Below are 18701 nucleotides of genomic sequence, written 5' to 3'. Positions count from 1 at the left end.
ACGGTCCGGCAGCAGGCACGCCGACAGCAGGCCGCCGGACCGCCCTTCAGCCCCGTCCCGGGGCGGCCGCCGGGTTGAGGTGCGCCGGGGTGCCGGCCGCCGGCTCCTTCCGGACGAACGCCCGGCGCAGCGCGTGGTACGGCGCCTCCGGGTCGAAGAACGTGCGCCGCATCCGCGCGAGTTCGTCCTCCCGGTAGGCGGCGAGCGGCCGCCGGGCCTCGTCGCCGTCCCGGCGGGCCTTCTTGGCGGCGATCCGGGCCTGGATCCCGGGGGACGCGGCGAGCCGGCGGGCCAGTTCGCCGGTGCGGTCGCCGAACTCCCCCGCGGCGCAGTCGATGACCCGGTCGACCAGCCCGAGCCGCTGCGCGCTCGCCGCGGTGACCGGCAGCGCCCGGTCCATCAGATGCGCGGCGGTCTCCGCGCCGACCCGGCGGGGCAGCGTGTACGTCCAGTATTCCGAGCCGTAGAGGCCCATGAGCCGGTAGTGCGGGTTGAGGACGGCGGCCGAACGGCACCAGACCTCGTCCGCGGCGAGCGCCAGCATCGCGCCGCCGGCCGCCGCGTTGCCGCCGAGGGCCGCGACCACGAGGCGGTCGGTGGTGGTGAGGACCTCGTGCACCAGGTCGTCGATGGCGTTGATGTTGGCCCAGGACTCGGCGGCGGGGTCGGCGGCGGCCTCGATGACGTTGAGGTGGATGCCGTTGGAGAAGAAGTCGCGGTGGCCGCCGAGGATCAGGACCGAGGTGGGCCGGGTGCGGGCGTGGCGGAAGGCGGCGAGCAGCCGCCGGCACTGGTCGGTGCTCATCGCGCCGCCCGGGAAGGAGAAGCGCAGGAATCCGGCCGGTCCGTCCTCGTGATAGCGGATATCGGCCCAGGTGCGGGGGGTGTCGCCGGGCTCCAGAGGGGCGGGGAGTTCCGGCAGCGGCGGGAGCCGGTCGCCCAGGGCGAGGGTGGCGGGGAGTTTGACGGGGGCGGGGGCGCCCGGGGTGCGCGCCGCGCGGAGTTCGGGGATCCAGACGGCGCCGTCGGCGGTGGCCCGGCAGATCGCGCCGTGGCGGGTGGCGAGCAGCTCGCCGGGGCGGCCCGTGAGGGTGTCCTCGGGGTGGCCGCCGTGCAGGAACCACGTACCGCCGAGGAGCCGGTCCCGTACGCCGGGGCGGGAGTCGGCGGCGCGGAGGGTACGCAGCACGGTGGCGGTGGGGGCGGTGGCCCAGTCGATGCGGCGGTCGTCCTGGCGCAGCCGCGGCCGGGGGCGGCCGGGGAGCCGGCCGGCGGGCAGGGTGTGCTGGGGTTCGGGGCGGTAGGTGCCGGAGGCGAAGCGGTCGACGGCGGTCAGCAGGGCCTCGATGGCGGCGTCGGCGATCTCGTTGCGGTACAGGTCGCTCTTGCCGACGTCGGGGACCGGGCACTCGGCGGACGCCCAGATGTCGCCGGCGTCCATCTCGTCGTTGGCCTGGAGGACGGTGACGCCCCAGCGGCGCGCGCCCAGGTGGACGGCCCAGTCCACCGAGGAGGGGCCGCGGTCGCCGGGCGGGCCGGGGTGGACGATCAGGCAGGGCCAGGCGGACCAGACCTCGCGGGGCACGGCGGTGGTGAGCATCGGCGCGACGATGAGGTCGGGGGCGTGCCGGGGCACCAGGGCGGCCAGCGGGGTGTCCCGGGTGACCAGTTCGACGCCGAGGTGGTGGCCGCGGTCGGTGAGTTCGGCGTAGGCGCGCTGCGTCAGGCTGTTGAACGCGCCGGCGATGAGCAGGATGCGCACAGCGTGCTCCCTGGGGCCGGAACCGGTGGACGTACGTGATCGTGGCCCGGGGACGGGCGCCGGGCGGCGGACCCGCTGGTGAGGTCACCCGATCGCGGCCCGGTGGGGCGGCCGGGCGGCGGATCCCGGGCGGGCGCCAGGCGGGCCGGGCCGGTGCGGGCCGGCGCTCATCGGCGGGGCGCTCCTGCTGACTACTCGTCAGGAAGTTCCGTGCCACAGGCCATCCCGCCACGATTCCGCCAAAGTTGGCGCACCGGACCCCGTTACCGCCCGCCGGACATTGCGATTCATTGACAGTCGCTTGGTAAGCTTTTTACCTTCGATGAGCCGGCACCGGCGCGGATCAGCCGCGCGCCACCAGGTGCCGCCCCCTTCCCCACACCTTTCGGAGGTCCCCGTGGAACAGCTCATCAAGAAGATGGCCCAGGACGACATCTGGCGCAGCTGGGTGGCCGCCAACTCCGCCGGCCAGGACCCGTCGGCCAAGGGCGGCTGCATCAGCGCCGCCCCGAAGACCGGCTGCATCAGCGCCGCGCCCCGGGCCGGCCGCGCCTCCTGACGCCCGGTACCCGACCCCGGCGGGCCGTCGGCGCCGCACCCCCGCCGCCGGCCCGCCGGCCCGGCCCCCGTACGGACGGCATCGCCCCGTCCGCCCCCACACCCCGAGGGATTCCATGGAAGGTCAGCCGACCGCCGAGATCATCGAGCAGATCCGCGACATCCCGCTCTACCGCGCGTCGCTGGCGAAGGGCCACTTCCCGGTGCTCGACAAGCCGGATCTCGCCCGCGGCTTCCCGGACAACTGGATGACGCCCCGGCTGGCCGCCGCGCTGGAGTCCGGCGAGGCCGAGTTCGTCCTGTCCACCGGCACCAACCACGCCCGGATGCAGCTCGTCCGGCCCCCGTATTTCCTGCTGCGCTCCTACTACCAGCTGTGGAGCGAGCACCCCGACATCTCGGCCACCTGGGAGGCCGGCTGCCGCCGGGTCTCCCTGACCACCGTCCTGGCCACCGAGCACACCGCCCGGGTCAACGCCGCCCGGCGCGGCACCCCGCCCTCCCCCGTACCCGGCCCCGAGGAACGCCGGCTGGACGACCGCACCAGCTATCTGAACCTCCGGCTGGACCCCGCGCTGTGGGACCGCGCCGACCTCGTCCGGATGCTCGCCGAGATCCGCGCCGCCCAGGAGACCCACCCCCAGGGGTGGTACCACCTCGACTGCTCCGGCTACCACCTCGCCCACCTGGTGCGCCGGGTCGGCCAGGAGGGGCTGTGGGACGACTTCCCGCCACCCGCCAGCATCATCCACGCCTACGAGTACACCCCGGTGAACGTCCGGCGCTTCCTGCACCAGCACTTCGCCTGCCCGATCATCGACCTCTTCGGCAGCACCGAGCTGGGCTACCTCTACTCCAGCGACCGCCGCGGCACCTACCGGCCGCATCTGGACGCGATGAGCGTGGAACTCCACCCGGTCGCCCCGGAGAGCGCCCTCCACCACCTCGTCGTCACCAGCGTCCGCAACCCCTACATGCCGCTGATCCGCTACCGCTCCGGCGACTGCGTACGCACCGCGGACGGCACCCCAGACCCGACCCGCATCACCCAATTCGCCGGGCGGGCCAAGGAGTTGCTGGACACCCGGCACGGCCCGGTCGCCCAGGGGGACCTCGACCGGTGCGTCAGCGCGGTCACCCCGCACGTCTTCGTCCAGCAGCTGCGGCCGGCCGGCCCCGCCGAGGCGGTCCTGGCGTACACCACCTTCAGCGGCGCGCCCCTGGGCCGGCCGGAGACCGCGGCGCTGGAAGCGGCCGTCTCGGACCTCACCGGCCGGCACTGCCGCGCCGACCACCGCCCCCACATCCCCATCGGCCGGTCCGGGAAATACTCCTGGCTCGCGGGAGGAACCGCATGACCCACCGGACCGCACCGCCGCCCCCGGCCCCGGCCCCGGCCCCGGCCCCACCGATATCCGCCGACGCCCTCCGGGACCTCCTCGGCGCCCGCCTGCACACCGAAGTGCTCCGCCATGCCGTCGAACGCACCGGCGCTGACGAGGAGTTCGCGTCCCGCCAGATCACCGAGTGCCTGCGCTACCTCTACCTCGTCTCCCGCTACGGGGGCCGGCTCGGCGGGCTGTTCCTCCCCGTCGAGCAGGACATCGACGAGATCTGGCACTACCTCATCCTCCAGACCCGCGAGTACCGCGCCCTGTGCGCCCGGCTGCCCGGCGGCTTCTTCATCGAGCACCGGAGCATCGGCTACGAGGAGTACCAGCGGGAGCCGGGCCGGGAGCAGGCCCTGGAGGAGGCGCTGCGCTGGATCCCGCTGTACTGCCGGGAGTTCGGGCCGTTCGACGAGGGCGCGCTGCCGCACTGGACGATCGTGCGCTTCCTGCACGTGCGGATGGGCATGTCCCTGGCGGAGATCGCGGCGCTGGAGCCGCCGGCCGGATGAGCACCACGACGCCGCGGCGGCTGCTGGCCGTCCTGGTCTTCGCTCAAGTCCTCAGCGGGGCGGGGCTGGCGGCCGGGATCACGGTCGGCGCGCTGCTCGCCGAGGACATGCTCGGCTCCACCGGGCTGGCCGGGGTGCCCAGCGCCCTGTTCACCGCCGGTGCGGCGCTGGGCGCGGTGGCCATCGGCCGGGTCTCCCGGTGGCGCGGCCGCCGGTCCGGGCTCGCCCTGGGGTACGCGGCCGGGGCGCTCGGCAGCCTGGGCGTGGTGGCGGCCGCCGCCCTGGAGAGCGTGCCGCTGCTCTTCCTGTCCCTCCTGGTCTACGGGGCCGGCACCGCGACGAACCTGATGGCGCGGTACGCGGGCGCCGACCTCGTCCCGCCGGAACGGCGCGGGCGCGCGGTGAGCGCCGTACTGGGCGCGACCACGCTCGGCGCGGTGGCCGGCCCGAATCTGGTGACGGCGACCGGCGGTCTGGCGGCGGCTTGGGGCGTACCGCGGCTGGCCGGGCCGTTCCTGCTGGCCGCCGCGGCGTTCGGCGCGGCCGCCGCCGTCCTGGGGTGCCTGCTGCGGCCGGACCCGCTGCGGGACCCGGGCGAGCCGCCACCGGACGGCCCGGACGGCCCGGACGGCTCGAACGGCCCGGACGGCCCGGACGACTCCGGTGCGCGAACCGTCCTGCGGCGCCAACTGGCCGCCGGCACCGGAGTCATGATCCTCACCCAATTGGTGATGATCGCGCTGATGACCATGACGCCGGTGCATCTGCGGGCGCACGGCCACGGCACCCAGGCGGCCGGGCTGGTGATCGCGCTGCACGTCGGCGCGATGTTCCTGCCGTCGCCGCTGACCGGGCTGCTGGTCGACCGGGCCGGACCGCGCGCGGTGGCCACGGCGTCCGGGGTGGTGCTGCTGGGCGCGGGGCTGCTCGCCACCGCCGCCCCGCCGCACTCCGTGCCGGCGCTCGCCGCCGCGCTCGTCCTGCTGGGCCTGGGCTGGAACTTCGGGCTGGTCAGCGGCACCACGCTGGTCACCGGCGCGCTGCCGCCGGACCGCCGGGCCGCCGCCCAGGGCTGGGTGGACGCCGGCATCGCGCTGGCCGGCGCGGTGGGCGGAACGGCCTCCGGGCCGGTGCTGGCGGCGGCCGGATTCCCGGTGCTGGCGCTGGTCTGCGGGGTGCTCGCGGCGGCCGTGGTCCCGGTGGCCCTGCTCGCCGCGCGGGGTGGCGGCGACACCCGATGTCCGTGAGAAAGCCCGCAACATGGCGTCATTTCTCGTTTTCCTGCCGGAAACATGGACGCGGGACGCTGGGAGCGCGGGTCCCGGGCGGGGCGGCTCGCGGGCCCCTGGCGGCGTAGCACCCCCACCGTGCGGCGGTGCGGTCCGCCGGGCGCGGCCCGGGCGGCGGCCCGCCACTTCCCGCCGTGAACGACGAACGCTGCTTTGAACAGCGAACGCCGCCTTGAACGACGAACGCTGCATTGACCCACGAGCACTGCTCTCCACCACGAGCATGGCTCTCAAGCACGAGCACTGCGCTCGACCACCAGCACTGCGCTCAACCACGAGCACTGTCTTGAACGACGGAACGGCCCCCGGCGACCCGGGGCGAAGCGGAGGACGACCATGCACGCGGACACCGGTATACGGGGGCGCGCACCCCGTATACCTGCCCTGTGCCGGCTGCCGCTGCTCGCGCTCGCCGTCGTCCTGGCGTTCCTGCTCGGCGCGGCGGCACCCACGTCCGCGGCCCAGCCGGCCCGCACCGCCGCCGCCTCCACCGCGTCCGCGCCCGGCACCTCGGGGGCCCCGGCCGCCACCGCCGGCACCGAGGAGGAGAAGCCCTCCCCGCGCGAGACCGAACGCGGCGGCCCCCGGCGCCCGTCCCCGTCCGCGGAGGGGGTGGCCGGACGACCGCTGCCGCCGACCCCGGGCCGTGGCGCGGCCGGCGACGACGCGTCATCCCCGCGACGCCTGCCGCCCACCCCCGGCGCCCCACCCACCACCAAACCCTCCCAACTCCCCCTCCTCCACTGCGTCTTCCGCTGCTGACCGGACCTGTGGCCCGAGGCGAACGCGCCCGGCCACCCCGTGCCGCACGTCCACGCCACCCCTCGGTGGCACCCTTCATCAGCGGGAGACCTCCTCGTGGAGACCTTCATCCAGCACGCCCGCGGCCTGACGGCCCGTATTTCCCGACACCGGGACGAGCGGGAGCGCTTCGGCCGGCTCGCGGCCGGCCAGTCCCCCCTCGCCCTGTTCATCACCTGCTCGGACTCGCGCGTCGTCCCGTCCCTGATCACCGGGGCCCGGCCCGGCGAACTCTTCGAACTCCGCACGGCCGGCAACGCCGTACCCGCCTACCGGGAGGGCATGGCGGCCAGCGCCGAGGCCGCCACCATCGAATACGCCATGCGGGTCCTGCGGGTCGGCGACATCGTCGTCTGCGGCCACTCGCACTGCGGCGCGGTCGGCGCCCGGGCCCGCGGCGAGGACCTGGCCGGCGCGCCCGCCGTCCGGGACTGGCTCGCACTCCAGCTCGCCGGCGAACTGCCCGGCGGCGACGGACCGGCCGTCACCGCGGCCGTACAGCACCACGTGTGCCGGCAACTGGACCGGCTGCGCGGCTATCCGTGCGTACGGGAGCGGCTGGAGGCCGGCGAGGTCCGGCTGCACGGCTGGTTCTACGAGGTGCACACCGGCGCGGTGTCCGTGCACCGGCCCGCCGCCGACGCGTTCCTCCCTCTGTGAAGGCGGGCTGTCCGATGACGCGATTCCCTTTCCTCCGGGCGGACTTCACCGCCTCGCTCGTGGTCTTCCTGGTCGCCGTCCCGCTGTGCGTCGGGGTGGCGGTGGCTTCCGGTGTACCGGCCGAACTGGGGCTGGTCACCGGGATCGTCGGCGGGCTCGTCACCGGGTTGCTCCCCGGCAGCAGCCTCCAGGTCAGCGGCCCGGCCGCCGGGCTGACGGTGCTGGTCTTCGAGGCCGTCAAGGCGTACGGCCTGGGGGTGCTCGGCGCGGTGGTGCTGGCCGCCGGTCTGCTCCAACTGGCCATGGGCGCCCTGAAACTGGGGCGCTGGTTCCGGGCGATCTCGGTCGCCGTGGTGCAGGGCATGCTGGCCGGCATCGGGCTGGTCCTGATCGCCGGGCAGCTCTACGCGCTGGCGGACGCCAAGGCGCCGGGCGGCGGCCTGGCGAACATCGGGGCGCTGCCGCGGCTGGTGCTGGACACCGCGCGGTCCGGTACCGGGCTCGCGGCGTGCGCGATCGGCGCCGGCACCGTCGCCGTCCTGGTGCTGTGGCCCCGGTGGCGGCGCGGTGCGCGGGTGCTGCCGGCGCCACTGGCGGCCGTCGCGCTGGCCACCACGGCGGTGTGGGCGCTGGACCTGCCGGTGGCCCGGGTCCGGGTCAGCGGGCTGCTGGACGCGATCCAGCCGCCCGGCATGGCCGACATCGGCCGGCTCACCGAACTGGGCGTCCTCGGCACGGTCCTGGCGTTCACACTGATCGCGTCGGCGGAGTCACTGTTCAGCGCGGCGGCGGTGGACCGGCTGCACGACGGGCCGCGGACCGACTACGACAAGGAGCTGATGGCCCAGGGCGCCGGCAACACGGTGTGCGGGGTGCTCGGCGCGCTGCCGATGACCGCGGTGATCGTGCGCAGCGCCGCCAACGTCGGGGCGGGCGCGCGCACCAAGGCGTCCCGGGTGCTGCACGGGGTGTGGCTGCTGCTGTTCGCGGCGGCGTTCCCGGCGGCGCTGGGCGTGGTGCCGGTCGCCGCGCTGGCGGGGGTGCTGGTGCACGCGGGCTGGAAGCTGATCCCGCTGCGGGAGTTGGGTCCGCTGTGGCGGACGCATCGCGGTGAGGCGGTGGTGCTGTGTGTGACAGCGGTGGCCATCGTGACGGTGAACATGTTCGAGGGCGTGCTGATCGGTCTGGCGCTGGCGGTGGCCAAGACGGCCTGGGAGACCTCGAAGGCGCATCTGGAGGTGCACATTCCGAACGCCCCCGGGCCGGTGCGGGTCCGCGCGGTCGGCAACGCGACCTTCCTCCGGCTGCCCAAGCTCCTGGACCAGCTGGAGGCGCTGCCCGCCGACCGCGACGTGGAACTCGACCTGAGCGGCCTGCGCCACGTCGACCACGCCTGCGAGGCGGCCCTGGCGAACTGGGCCGAACAGCACCGCCGCGGCCGGAGCCGGGCGGTGGAACTGGTCTCCTGAGCCGCGGCCCGGGCCGCCGCCTCCGCCTTCGCGGGCGGGGGCGGGACCGGGGCCGGGGCGGCGGCCCGGCGCTTCGGCGCGACAGGAGCCCGGCACATCAATTCCGGCGGGCCGGGAATCATCCCGGCAACTCCGTCGTTGGACGAATACAGAGAGTGACAGGGCGCGGGACACCGGCCAGCGGCAGGACAGTCACAGGAGAATGACAAGGCACAGGACCCAGTGACGGGGGGCGATCGACGAGAGACACGTACAGGAACACCGTGCCCGCCTTCGAGCGCCGCGCCTACCGACCGTCCCGCAGGCGCCAGGACGGACATGACGGCACGCTTTACGGCGGATCGTCTTCATGGGTATGGGCGCGGCCACCACCGGCCGCACGAGGAAGAAGGAGAAGCCGGCATGGCGATTCAGCGGATGGACAACGTCGGCATCGTCGTCGATGACATGGATGCCGCCATCGCGTTCTTCGTGGAACTCGGCATGGAACTGGAGGGCAGGGCGGAGGTCGAGGGTCCCTTCGCCGACCGGTGCACCGGACTCGACGGCGTTCGCTGTGACATCGCGATGCTCCGGACCCCGGACGGTCACAGTCGCCTGGAGCTGGCGAAGTACCGCAGCCCCGAGGCGCTCAGCGCCGGTCCGCACAACCGGCCGCACAACATTCTGGGCACGCACCGCGTCATGTTCGCCGTCGACGACATCGAGGACACCGTTGCCCGCCTGCGCCCGCACGGCGCCGAACTCCTCGGCGGGATAGCCCAGTTCGAGGACAGCTATCTCCTCTGCTACGTGCGCGGCCCGGAGGGCATCATCGTCGGACTGGCCGAGCAGCTGCACTGAGAAGAAGCCGCGTGCGTCTGCGGGCCTGACGAGCGACGATGAGTGCGTCACGCTCCTGAAGCTCGGCACCGGCGGCGACGGCAGCCTTCAGGCGCGGGACCGTGTTCGGGTTGCGGAGCGGGTCAAGGAAGCCCCGCAACCGGCGTCCTGTCCGCTGCCCAGGAGGGCCGACGAACGCTTGGCGTACGATCCGACGCGGATGATCCTCAGCCCCGGGGCACCGGCGAGGAGAAGGGCCGGTGGTGGGCGCGGGCGGTGGAGGCGTTCCCCGACTCCGCCTGGTATCAGGAGAAGACGGACCGCGAGATGCCGGTCTTCGTGCTGGAGTCGGCGGCCACCCCGCACTGGTGCCCACCAGTTGAGGCAGCACCGGCGTGCGTGTCGAACGACCTCAGAGGGGCACGAGGGTCACCTCGGTGGCCTTGACGCCGGTCCAGACGGGTGCGCCATCGGCCAGGCCGAGTTCCAGGGCCGCCGCCGGGGTGATCTCGGCGACGAGGTCGGGCGCCTCGGGCGAGGTGACCAGCACCCGGAGCCGGCTGCCGGCGGCAGTGATCTCCCGTACGGTCCCGGGCCAGGCGTTGCGCGGGCTGCCCGCGGGCCGGTCGAGGTGGAGGGAGACCGCCTCGGGGGCGATGATCGCCAACGCCCGGGTGCCCTCGGGCAGTTGGTCGGCGGCGACCAGCCGGCCGCCCTCGCCGAGCCGGAGTCCGTCGCCGTCCGCGGTGCCCGGCCAGGCGTTGCGGCCCAGCATCCGGGCCACCCACGGTGAGCGCGGATGGCGGGTGACCTCGGCCGGCGGGGCGTCCTGCACGGCCCGGCCGTCGTCGAGGACGAGCACGCGGTCGGCCAGCGACACCGCCTCGACGGGGTCGTGCGTGACGATCAGGCAGACCCCGCCGAAGCCGGAGAGGTGGGTGCGCAGGGTGTGCCGGACGTGGGCGCGGGTGGTCTGGTCGAGGGCGGCCAGCGGTTCGTCGAGCAGCAGCAGCCGGGGCCGGGCGGCCAGTGCCCGGGCCAGGGCGACGCGCTGGGCCTGGCCGCCGGAGAGCTGGGCGGGCCTGCGCTGGGCCAGGTGCCCTACGCCCAGCCGGTCCAGCCACTGCTGGGCGGCGCGCCGGGCCTCGGCGCGCGGGACGCCCTGGGCGCGCAGGCCGTAGGCGGTGTTGGCCAGCGCCGTCAGATGCGGGAAGAGCGCGCCGTCCTGGGGTACCCAGGCGACGCCCCGGCGGTGCGGGGGCAGTGCGGTGGCGTCGGTCTCGCCCAGGCGCAGGGCGGCGCGGGCCCGGGGCGTGAGGCCGAGCAGGGCGCGCAGCAGCGTGGTCTTCCCGGCGCCGTTGGGCCCGACGACGGCGATGGTCGTCCCCGGGGCGGCTTGAAGGCTGAGTTCGGTGAAGCCGGTGACCTCGGCCTCCAGCGGCCACCGCTGCTCTCCAGCAGTGGGCCCCGGAGCCGGACCAGAGGCCGGAACGGAGGCCGGACCAGAGGCCGGCACGGAGGCTGACGCTGAGTCCGACGTTGATGCCGACGTTGACGCCGACGCGGGTGTGGGGGTGGGGGTGGGGCCCCCGGGTGCGGCCGAGGGCGCGCCAGAGCCCGACGGTCCGCCCGTTCCCAACCCTTCACCTCCACCCGGAAGTTCGTCGCCTACGACCCCCCGGCCCAGCCGCCCCACCCGTCCAGCTCGGCCCCCGCCCGCCGCGCCGCCCCCCGCGCCGCCGCCCAGCCACCGGCCCCGCAGGCAGAGCAGGACGGCCATGGCGATGGCCAGGAGGAGGAGGGAGACGGAGGTGGCGGCTTCGGGGGAATCCTGGAGGAGGAGGTAGACCTGGAGCGGGAGCGTCTGGGTGGTGCCGGGGAGATTGCCGGCGAAGGTGATCGTCGCGCCGAATTCGCCGAGCGCGCGGGCCCAGGTCAGCGCGGCGCCGGCGGCCAGGCCGGGGGCGACCATGGGCAGCGTGACGGTGGCGAAGACCCGGAACGGCGAGGCGCCGAGGGAGGCCGCGGTCTCCTCGTAACTGGGGCGCAGGCCGGCCAGTGTCCCCTCCAGGCTGATGACCAGGAACGGCATCGCCACGAACGTGGCCGCGACCACCGCGCCGGAGGTGTGGAACGGCAGCACGATGCCGAAGGTGTTCTCCAGCCAGGGGCCGAGCAGTCCGCGGCGGCCGAAGCCGAGCAGCAGGGCGACACCGCCGACGGTCGGCGGCAGCACCATCGGCAGCAGCACCAGCGAGCGGACCAGCGCCTTGCCGGGGAAGTCGACCCGGGCCAGCAGCCAGGCCAGCGGGACGCCGAGGAGCAGCGACAGGCCCAGCGCCCAGCCGGACACCAGCAGCGACAGCCGGAGTGCCTGGAGCACTCCGGGGCTGGTCAGATGCGTACCGAGCCGCGACCAGTCGGTGCGGGCGAGGATGCCGAGCAGCGGCATCAGCAGGAACGCGACGGCCAGCAGCCCGGGGATGGCCAGTGCGGCGGGAGTACGGGCACCGGGGGCGCGGCGCCGTCCGGAGCGGGCCGGGGCCGGGGCCGGGGTGCTGGTGCGGCTCATCGGAAGTCCTGGGATCGGGGCGGGTCGGGGGCCGGGCGGCGACCCGGGGACGGCGGGGTGCGGCACTGTCCGCTCCTGAGCCCGGTACGGGACTGCCCCGCTCCCCCGAGCCCGGTGCGGGGCAGTCCGCCCCCAAGCCAGATGCGGGACTATCCGCTCCCCCGAGCCGGACAGTCCCGCACGCCGTGGGGTCAGGGCTTCTGGAAGCCCGCTTCCTGGAGGAGCTTCTGCGCCTCCGGGGTGCTCAGCCACTTCACGAACGCGGTGGCCGCGGCGGAGTGCTGGGACGACTTCAGGGTGGCCGCCGGGTAGGAGGCGACGGCGTTCTGGGCGTCGGGGATGTCGATGGCGTCGACCTTGGTGGGCGCGGTGGCGGCGTCCGTCTTGTAGACCAGGCCGGCGTCCGCCTCGCCCAGTTCGACCTTGCTGAGCACCGCGCGGACGTTGGGCTCCTGCGAGACCGGCTTGACGGTGAGCTGCTGGGCGTCCAGCACCTTCTTGCTGTAGCGGCCGACCGGCACCTCGGGAGCGGCCAGTACGACCTTGAGCTTGCTGTCGGTGAGGTCCTTGAGCGCGCCGATGTGCTTGGGGTTGCCCTTGCCGGTGGCGATGACCAGGCGGTTCTTGGCGATCACGGTGGGCGTGCCGGTGTCGGCCTTGAGCCCGTCCATGGTCTTGGTGTCGGCGGTGACCAGGGCGTCGGCGGGGGCGCCCTGCTTGACCTGGGCGGCCAGCTCCTGGGAGCCGGCGAAGGAGAAGGTGACCTTGGTGCCGGGGTGCTCCTTCTCGTAGAGCGCGCCGGCCTTCTTGAAGACGTCGGTGAGGGAGGCGGCGGCGAGCACGGTGAGGTTGGCGGAGCCGGCGGAGGCGCCGTCGTCCTTCTTCTTGGCGCCGTCGCTGCCCCCGCTGCCGCCGGAGCAGGCGGCGAGCGGGACGAGGAGTGCGGCGGTGACGAGCGCGGCGGCGGCGCGGCGCCGGGTGAGGAAGGGGGACATGGTGCGGGACTCCTTGGTGCGCGGGGCGAGCGGGCGCCCGGGCGGATGGGGACGCAGCCGCGCCGTGGACGGGCGGCGCCGCTGGGTGGACGGTCCGGTGGGGGCGCGGACGGACCGCCGGGGGGGCGCGTGGGGGGGGCGGGTCAGGTGCGGTCGATGTGCACGCTGGTGGATTTCACCCGTGCGACGGCCTGCATCCCGACCTCCAGCCCGAGCTCCTCGACCGCTTCGCGGGTGAGCAGGGACACCAGGCGGTGCGGGCCGGCCTGGATCTCGACCTGGGCGGCGACGTCGCCGATTTTGACGGCGGTGACGATGCCCGGGAAGGCGTTGCGGGCGGAGGTGTAGGCGTCGTCCTCCTCGCCGGCGGACTGGCCGACCTCGATGGAGAACGCGGCGAGGTCCCGGCCGTCGATGAGGCGGCGGCCGCTCTCGTCGCGGTGGGTGGCGACCCGGCCCGCGTCCGCCCAGCGGCGGGCGGTGTCCGGGCTGACGCCCAGCAGGCGCGCGGCCTGGCCGATTGTGTACGACTGCATGTGCCACACGGTATGGGGTGATCCCTCGCATTTACAAGCCTTTTGGCTTTTCTCTCCAGCAGATGCGAGGGTGGTTGGAGGAAGTGCCAAGCATTGGTTCCGGCCAGCGGAGTCCGGGGTGGGGACGCCGGGGCCGGCACCCGAGGGGCGGTATCCGGCGAGGAAGCCGCGGCCGGACGTGCTTACAGTGCGAGGACCGGCCGGTGCGTCGGGACGGACGGGTCCCGGCCGGTGCGTCGGAAGCATCGAGGCCCGGCCGGTCGCAAGGCAACCCGCCCCCGGCGATCGCGCAGCCAGCACACCCAGCACCCGTACACCCAACACACCCCGGCGCCCGTACCCCATCGCCCCCGCACCCCGAGGAGTGGTTCCCATGACCCTCAGCATCCGCAACCAGCTCTCCGGGACGGTGCTCGCCGTCACCTCCGGCGAGGCGATGGCGACGGTCGTCGTCCAGCTGGACGGCGGGCGGCAGCTCACCGCCGCGATCACCGCGGACGCCGTCAACGACCTGGGGCTGACGGCCGGTTCGCCGGTGCGGGCGCTGGTGAAGTCCACCGAGGTGGCGCTGGCCACCGGCCCGGTCGGCGGGCTGAGCATCCGCAACCGGCTCCCGGGGACGGTGGTGGACGTGGCCACCGGCGGGGCGATGGCCGGGGTCCGGGTGGCGGTGGCGGGCGGGGAGCTGACCGCCGCGATCACCAAGGACGCGGCGGCCGACCTGGGCCTGCACGCGGGCACCGAGGTGACCGCGCTGATCAAGTCCACCGAGGTCGCGCTGGCCACCGCCGACTGAGACCGCGCGGCGGGCCGCCGGGGGGCTACCGCGCGGCGGTCCGCCGCCCGGCTACCGCGCCCGGCTACCGCGCCCCGGGCGGCGGGCAGGTGCCCACCCAGATGCCGGTGATGGCGCTGATGTAGCGGGCGCCGCAGCGGTCCGAGGGCACCACCAGCTGGCTGCCGGCGGTGTCCAGCGGCCGGCCGTCCATGGCGGTGGCCAGCAGGATCGGGGCGTCGCCGAAGTCCGCGTCGATCTCGGCCCAGGAGAGTACGGCGTGGTGCCCGTCGCCGCCGGAGACGGTCAGCAGGAAGCGGGAGCGGTCCTTGCGCCGCCGGACGTCGAAGGCCGGGCCGGCCTCGTCCAGTACGTCCCGGAGCAGCGGGCCGTCGAAGGTGTGGTGCTGCGGGCCGTTGGTGGCGCAGTCGAAGACCACCGGGGCGTGCCGCTGCGGCCAGCGCCGCCGCAGATCGGCGACGGTCAGCGCGAGCGGGCGGCGCAGCTGGCCGCTGATGACGAAGCGCGGGGGCGCGGCGGGGGCGTCCCCGGGGACGGCGCGGACGGCGGCGGGGCGGGCTGGCGGGCTGATTCGGCTCATGGGTGTCTCCCTGGAGACGGGGCACGCGGCGGCTGCTTCCCTGTGATGCCCCGGGGCCGCATGACTCAATCACATATGCCACCCGACTACCGATGTTTCCCTCGCGTAAGTGAGGCGAAAGGGGGCAAGAGGGTCGCGGATCGGAAGGCCGCCCGGCGCGGGTCCGGAGGCTCCCCCGCGCGGCCCCGGACCCGCCGCCCTCACACCGACCCCTCCCGCGACGGGTGCGCCCGGGCCGGGCGGCCCTCCTCGGCGCCCGCGGCGCGGTGCTCCTCCAGGGCCAGCCACACCTTGTCCCGCAGGAACGGCACCTCGGTGAAGCGGATGCCGGTGGCGTCCCGCAGGGCGTTGGCGAAGGCGGGCGCGACCGGGTTGAACGGGCTCTCGCTCATCGACTTGGCGCCCAGCGGGCCGATGGCGTCCGAGGTCTCCATGAAGTGCACCTCGGTGCGCGGGACGTCGGCGTAGGCGGGCAGCCGGTAGCGGCGGAAGGCGGGGGTGAGGACCTTGCCGCCGGCGTCGATGAGGACCTGTTCGAAGAGGGTGGCGCCGAGCGCCTGGGCGACACCGCCCTCGACCTGGCCGCGGCACTGCATCGGGTTCATGACCTTGCCGGCGTCGGCGGCGTGGACGCTGCGCAGGATCTTGATCTCGCCGGTATCGGGATCGACGGCGATCCGGAACCACTGGGCGTTGAAGGCCACCGAGCGCGGCGATCCGCCCCAGTGCCCGTCCGCGGTCAGTTCCACCCCGCGTTCGCGGGCGGCCTCGTGCAGTTCCTTGAGGGAGACCGTCCGCCCGGCGCACTCCACGGCGTCGGCCAGCAGGTGGCACTGGCTGCGCGGGGTGCGGGCGTACTCGGCGGCGAACGACAGGATCCGCTCGGCCAGTCCGTTGGCGGCCCGCATCACGGCCTTGCCGGCGACGACGGTGCCGGCCGAGCCGAAGGCGCCGGTGTCGTGGCGGACCACGTCGGTGTCGGACTGCCGGATCTCGATCCGGTCGACGGTGGTGCCGAGCGCGCCGGCGGTGATCTGCTTGTGGACGGTGGTGGTGCCGTTGCCGAATTCGGCGGTGCCCACGGCGATGTCGTAGCGGCCGTCCTCCAGCAGGGTCACCGTGGCGTCGGCGTAGTGGCCGCCGGGCGGGCCGGTGGCGATCATCGCCATCGCGGCGCCCTGGCCGACCAGCCAGCCCTCGGGGGCGTCGGCGGCGCTGCGGTCCCCGGCGATGGCGTCCCGGACGACCTTCAGGCACTGGTCCAGGCCGTAGCTGGCGATCTGGAGGTCCTCCTCCTCGCCGCCGGGGCCGATCATGTGGTCGCCGGGGCCGATGATGTTGCGTTCCCGGAAGACCAGCGGGTCAATGCCCAGCCGGCGGGCGAGTTCGTCCATCGCGGACTCGACGGCGAAGGTCACCTGGCCGAGCCCGTAGCCGCGGAAGGCGCCGGCCGGGACGCAGTTGGTGTAGACGGAGTAGGCGTTGACCTTCTTGTGCGGGGCGCGGTAGACGGCCATCGACTCGCCGACGCTGTGGAACATCACGGCGGGGCCGTGGTTGCCGTACGCGCCGGTGTTGGCGACCACCCGCAGCTGGAGGGCGGTGAGGGTGCCGTCCCGTTTGGCGCCGGCCTTGACGCGGATGCTGAACGGGTGCCGGGTGGTGGCCCCGAAGAACTGCTCGGCGCGGGTGAACTCCAGCTTCACCGGCCGGTGCAGCCGCATCGCGGCGAGCACCACGATGTCCTCGGTGAGCATCTCCTGCTTGCCGCCGAAGCCGCCGCCGACCCGGCCGGCGACCACCCGGACGCCGTCCTCGGGCAGGTCGTACAGGGCGCACAGGGCGCGCCGGGTCAGGAACGGCACCTGGGTGCTGGAGCGGACCACGATCCGCTCACCGCCGCCGTCCTCCTTCTCCTCGAAGTAGGCCACCGCGCCGTGCGTCTCCAGGCTGGCGTGCTGGACGCGCTGGGTGCGGAAGGTCTCCTCGTAGACCAGGTCGGCGTCGGCGAAGCCCTGCTCGACGCTGCCGATCTCGCCGTGCACCTCGCCGACGACGTTGTTCTCCGGGCGGGCGATCCGGGACGTGTCGGGGTCCTTGGGGTGGAGTACCGGGGCGCCGGGCCGCATCGCCTCCTCGGCGTCGAGGACGTGCGGCAGCACCTCGTACGCGACGGCGATACGGCGGCAGCCCTCCTCGGCGGCGCCCTCGGTGTCGGCGACCACAGCGGCCACCCGCTGGCCGGCGAAGCGCACCACGTCGTCCAGTACGCGGGTGTCGTCGGGGTCCTCGGTGGGGTGCTCGTGGCGGGCGGAGGAGAACAGCCGCTCGGGGGCGTCGTGGTGGGTGAGGACGAGGCGGACGCCGGACACCCGGAGCGCGTCGGAGGTGTCGATCGAGACGATCCGGGCGTGCGGGTGCGGGGACCGCAGCAGCTTCATGTGGAGCAGGCCGGGGACGTCGATGTCGAAGGTGTAGCGGGCGGTGCCGGTGACGACCTGGGGGCCGGCGGGGGCGCCGAGGCTGCGGCCGACGGATTCGCCGGGCCGGGGTTCCTCGACGTGGGTGACGCCGCGGATCGCGTCCTCGATGGCGCGGTAGCCGGTGCAGCGGCAGAGGTTGCCCTTCAACGCCCGTGGCAGGTCGGTGAGTTGGTCCTCGTTGAGCTTGGCGGTGGTCATCAGGAAGCCGGCGGTGCAGAAGCCGCACTGGAAGCCCTGGGCGGCGAGGAACTTCTTCTGGACGGGGTGGAGTTCGCCGTCCGGTTCGGCCAGGCCCTCGACGGTGGTGACGCTGCGGCCGGCGGCGCGGACGGCCGGGTAGAGGCAGCTGTGCACCGGCTCGCCGTCGACGTGGACGGTGCAGGCCCCGCAGTCGCCGGCGTCGCAGCCCTTCTTCACCCCGAACCAGCCGCGGTCGCGGAGGTAGGTGCGCAGGCACTGGCCGGGATGCGGTGCGGCGTCGGTCTCCCGGCCGTTGACGCGGAGGGTGTAGCTCATCGGGTGGCCTCCTTCGGGGACGGCGGGCGGGTGGTGAGTTCGGAGCGGATCTCCTCGGCGAGGCGGAGCGCCATATGGCGCCGCCAGGCGGGCAGGCCGTGGATGTCGTCGAACCACTCGTGGCCGGCGACGGCCCGGTCGATGGCGCCGCGCAGTACGCCGGCGGTGGGCGGCAGCGGGAACCACAGGCGGAACGGGCGGACGGTGGCGGCGGTGACGGTGACGGCCAGCGAGCCGTCGAGCGGGTCGAGGGTGCCGATGACCAGCGCGCCGGACCGGCCGAGTCCGTAGAGGGAGACCTGGCGGAAGGCGGTGCGGCAGGTCAGCGCGCGGGCGGGCAGGGTGACCGAGCGGAGCAGTTCGCCCTCGCCGAGGTCCTTGCGGCCGGCGCCGGTGATGAAGTCGGCGACCTTGACCCGGCGCCGGGAGCCGTCCTGGGCCTGGAGCAGGCACGTGCCGTCGAGGGCGGCGGTGAGGGAGATCATCGGGCCGGCGGGCAGTCCGTTGCAGAGGTTGCCGCCGACGGTGGCCATGTTCCAGATCTTGAACGAGGCCAGGAAGGCGCGGCAGCACTGCTCGAAGAGCGGCGCGGCCGGGGCGGGGTACTCGGCCGCGAAGCGGGAGAGCTGGGCGATGGTGCAGGTGGCGGCGATCTCCAGGGAGCCGTCCGGGAGCCGGGTGACCGGTTCCCAGCCCATCCGGCCGAGGTCCACCAGGCGGCGCAGATGCGGCTGGGGTTCGGAGAAGAGGTAGGTGCCGCCGCCCAGGTAGGCGTCGCCGGTCCGCCAGGGGACGTGCTGCCGGGCGTCGCGCACCTCCAGCACGGTGTTCAGGTCCATACCGCTGAGTGAAGCAACCGGGCGGCGGGCCGCACGACTGGTCCGCAGCACGGAAAACGCACCAAGCCCCGGGCCCGGAACTGGATGATCAACCAAGGGGGATATCCGCAAGAACGGCTGGCA

General features: G+C 74.4%; 16 protein-coding genes and 1 pseudogene. 10 read left to right on the top strand and 7 right to left on the bottom strand.

Annotated features, from left to right (window positions below; all coding sequences use genetic code 11):
* Positions 1 to 46: 46 nt before the first annotated feature.
* Positions 47 to 1762: an enoyl-CoA hydratase-related protein gene (locus ADL22_RS17435; RefSeq protein ID WP_066979884.1), complete on the bottom strand. Its 1716-nt coding sequence runs from the start codon at positions 1760 to 1762 to the stop codon at positions 47 to 49.
* 397 nt (positions 1763 to 2159) lie between these two features.
* Between ADL22_RS17435 and ADL22_RS35770 the strand changes: the two genes are divergently transcribed.
* The 9 genes and pseudogenes from ADL22_RS35770 to ADL22_RS36265 all read left to right on the top strand — a co-directional run.
* Positions 2160 to 2321 carry a hypothetical protein gene (locus tag ADL22_RS35770; protein WP_199836319.1) on the top strand — a complete coding sequence of 54 codons (162 nt, stop codon included), beginning with the start codon at positions 2160 to 2162 and terminating at the stop codon, positions 2319 to 2321.
* 115 nt (positions 2322 to 2436) lie between these two features.
* Positions 2437 to 3678 carry a hypothetical protein gene (locus ADL22_RS17430; protein WP_066979881.1) on the top strand — a complete coding sequence of 414 codons (1242 nt, stop codon included), beginning with the start codon at positions 2437 to 2439 and terminating at the stop codon, positions 3676 to 3678.
* Positions 3675 to 4220: a hypothetical protein gene (locus tag ADL22_RS17425; protein ID WP_066979878.1), complete on the top strand. Its 546-nt coding sequence runs from the start codon at positions 3675 to 3677 to the stop codon at positions 4218 to 4220. The genes ADL22_RS17430 and ADL22_RS17425 overlap by 4 nt, the downstream gene beginning before the upstream one ends.
* Positions 4217 to 5467: an MFS transporter gene (locus ADL22_RS17420; protein WP_066979874.1), complete on the top strand. Its 1251-nt coding sequence runs from the start codon at positions 4217 to 4219 to the stop codon at positions 5465 to 5467. The genes ADL22_RS17425 and ADL22_RS17420 overlap by 4 nt, the downstream gene beginning before the upstream one ends.
* 378 nt (positions 5468 to 5845) lie before the next feature.
* Positions 5846 to 6271, top strand: coding sequence for a hypothetical protein (locus ADL22_RS17415; protein ID WP_066979871.1), 426 nt, complete (start codon positions 5846 to 5848; stop codon positions 6269 to 6271).
* A 96-nt stretch (positions 6272 to 6367) separates the two neighbouring features.
* Positions 6368 to 6970 (top strand): carbonic anhydrase, encoded by a 603-nt coding sequence (locus ADL22_RS17410; RefSeq protein WP_066979868.1) that lies wholly within the window; start codon positions 6368 to 6370, stop codon positions 6968 to 6970.
* 14 nt (positions 6971 to 6984) lie between these two features.
* Positions 6985 to 8439, top strand: a complete 1455-nt coding sequence (locus ADL22_RS17405; RefSeq protein WP_066979865.1) for a SulP family inorganic anion transporter — start codon at positions 6985 to 6987, stop codon at positions 8437 to 8439.
* Between the two features lie 402 nt (positions 8440 to 8841).
* Positions 8842 to 9282: a VOC family protein gene (locus ADL22_RS17400; RefSeq protein WP_066979863.1), complete on the top strand. Its 441-nt coding sequence runs from the start codon at positions 8842 to 8844 to the stop codon at positions 9280 to 9282.
* Positions 9283 to 9501: 219 nt separating this feature from the next.
* Positions 9502 to 9627 (top strand): annotated as a pseudogene (locus ADL22_RS36265) (nitroreductase/quinone reductase family protein); the annotation flags it as partial.
* Between the two features lie 46 nt (positions 9628 to 9673).
* Here the strand turns inward: ADL22_RS36265 and ADL22_RS17395 are convergent.
* The 3 genes from ADL22_RS17395 to ADL22_RS17385 all read right to left on the bottom strand — a co-directional run bounded on the left by ADL22_RS17395 (position 9674) and on the right by ADL22_RS17385 (position 13364).
* Positions 9674 to 11833, bottom strand: a complete 2160-nt coding sequence (locus tag ADL22_RS17395) for an ABC transporter permease (protein WP_066979860.1) — start codon at positions 11831 to 11833, stop codon at positions 9674 to 9676.
* Between the two features lie 191 nt (positions 11834 to 12024).
* Positions 12025 to 12828, bottom strand: coding sequence for a molybdate ABC transporter substrate-binding protein (gene modA, locus ADL22_RS17390; RefSeq protein WP_066979857.1), 804 nt, complete (start codon positions 12826 to 12828; stop codon positions 12025 to 12027).
* 143 nt (positions 12829 to 12971) lie between these two features.
* Entirely contained in the window at positions 12972 to 13364 is a 393-nt protein-coding gene (locus tag ADL22_RS17385; RefSeq protein ID WP_066979854.1) for a TOBE domain-containing protein, read from the bottom strand.
* Between the two features lie 373 nt (positions 13365 to 13737).
* Here ADL22_RS17385 and ADL22_RS17380 point away from each other — a divergent pair, with 373 nt between their 5' ends.
* Complete coding sequence (locus ADL22_RS17380) at positions 13738 to 14160, top strand: TOBE domain-containing protein (protein ID WP_066979851.1); 423 nt, start codon at positions 13738 to 13740, stop codon at positions 14158 to 14160.
* A 64-nt stretch (positions 14161 to 14224) separates the two neighbouring features.
* Here the strand turns inward: ADL22_RS17380 and ADL22_RS17375 are convergent, their stop codons facing one another.
* The 3 genes from ADL22_RS17375 to ADL22_RS17365 form a co-directional block, all read right to left on the bottom strand.
* Positions 14225 to 14740 (bottom strand): molybdopterin-dependent oxidoreductase, encoded by a 516-nt coding sequence (locus ADL22_RS17375; protein ID WP_066979848.1) that lies wholly within the window; start codon positions 14738 to 14740, stop codon positions 14225 to 14227.
* Positions 14741 to 14940: 200 nt separating this feature from the next.
* Entirely contained in the window at positions 14941 to 17739 is a 2799-nt protein-coding gene (locus ADL22_RS17370) for a molybdopterin-dependent oxidoreductase (RefSeq protein ID WP_066979845.1), read from the bottom strand.
* Positions 17736 to 18578 (bottom strand): FAD binding domain-containing protein, encoded by an 843-nt coding sequence (locus ADL22_RS17365; protein ID WP_066979842.1) that lies wholly within the window; start codon positions 18576 to 18578, stop codon positions 17736 to 17738. The genes ADL22_RS17370 and ADL22_RS17365 overlap by 4 nt, the downstream gene beginning before the upstream one ends.
* Positions 18579 to 18701 lie beyond the last annotated feature (123 nt).

The sequence above is a fragment of the Streptomyces sp. NRRL F-4489 genome, assembly GCF_001509485.1.
Classification (GTDB): domain Bacteria; phylum Actinomycetota; class Actinomycetes; order Streptomycetales; family Streptomycetaceae; genus Streptomyces.
Note: the sequence above shows the minus strand (reverse complement) of the source record. Positions and strands in the feature narration are given on the sequence as shown.

What these genes read in the sequence shown, in the direction of transcription:
- ADL22_RS17430 (WP_066979881.1), top strand. Translation starts at nt 2,437, where the DNA reads ATGGAAGGTCAGCCGACCGCCGAGATCATCGAGCAGATCCGCGACATC.
- ADL22_RS17425 (WP_066979878.1), top strand. Translation starts at nt 3,675, where the DNA reads ATGACCCACCGGACCGCACCGCCGCCCCCGGCCCCGGCCCCGGCCCCG.
- ADL22_RS17420 (WP_066979874.1), top strand. Translation starts at nt 4,217, where the DNA reads ATGAGCACCACGACGCCGCGGCGGCTGCTGGCCGTCCTGGTCTTCGCT.
- ADL22_RS17415 (WP_066979871.1), top strand. Translation starts at nt 5,846, where the DNA reads ATGCACGCGGACACCGGTATACGGGGGCGCGCACCCCGTATACCTGCC.
- ADL22_RS17405 (WP_066979865.1), top strand. Translation starts at nt 6,985, where the DNA reads ATGACGCGATTCCCTTTCCTCCGGGCGGACTTCACCGCCTCGCTCGTG.
- ADL22_RS17400 (WP_066979863.1), top strand. Translation starts at nt 8,842, where the DNA reads ATGGCGATTCAGCGGATGGACAACGTCGGCATCGTCGTCGATGACATG.
- ADL22_RS17395 (WP_066979860.1), bottom strand. Translation starts at nt 11,833, where the DNA reads ATGAGCCGCACCAGCACCCCGGCCCCGGCCCCGGCCCGCTCCGGACGG.
- modA (WP_066979857.1), bottom strand. Translation starts at nt 12,828, where the DNA reads ATGTCCCCCTTCCTCACCCGGCGCCGCGCCGCCGCCGCGCTCGTCACC.
- ADL22_RS17385 (WP_066979854.1), bottom strand. Translation starts at nt 13,364, where the DNA reads ATGCAGTCGTACACAATCGGCCAGGCCGCGCGCCTGCTGGGCGTCAGC.
- ADL22_RS17380 (WP_066979851.1), top strand. Translation starts at nt 13,738, where the DNA reads ATGACCCTCAGCATCCGCAACCAGCTCTCCGGGACGGTGCTCGCCGTC.
- ADL22_RS17375 (WP_066979848.1), bottom strand. Translation starts at nt 14,740, where the DNA reads ATGAGCCGAATCAGCCCGCCAGCCCGCCCCGCCGCCGTCCGCGCCGTC.
- ADL22_RS17370 (WP_066979845.1), bottom strand. Translation starts at nt 17,739, where the DNA reads ATGAGCTACACCCTCCGCGTCAACGGCCGGGAGACCGACGCCGCACCG.
- ADL22_RS17365 (WP_066979842.1), bottom strand. Translation starts at nt 18,578, where the DNA reads ATGGACCTGAACACCGTGCTGGAGGTGCGCGACGCCCGGCAGCACGTC.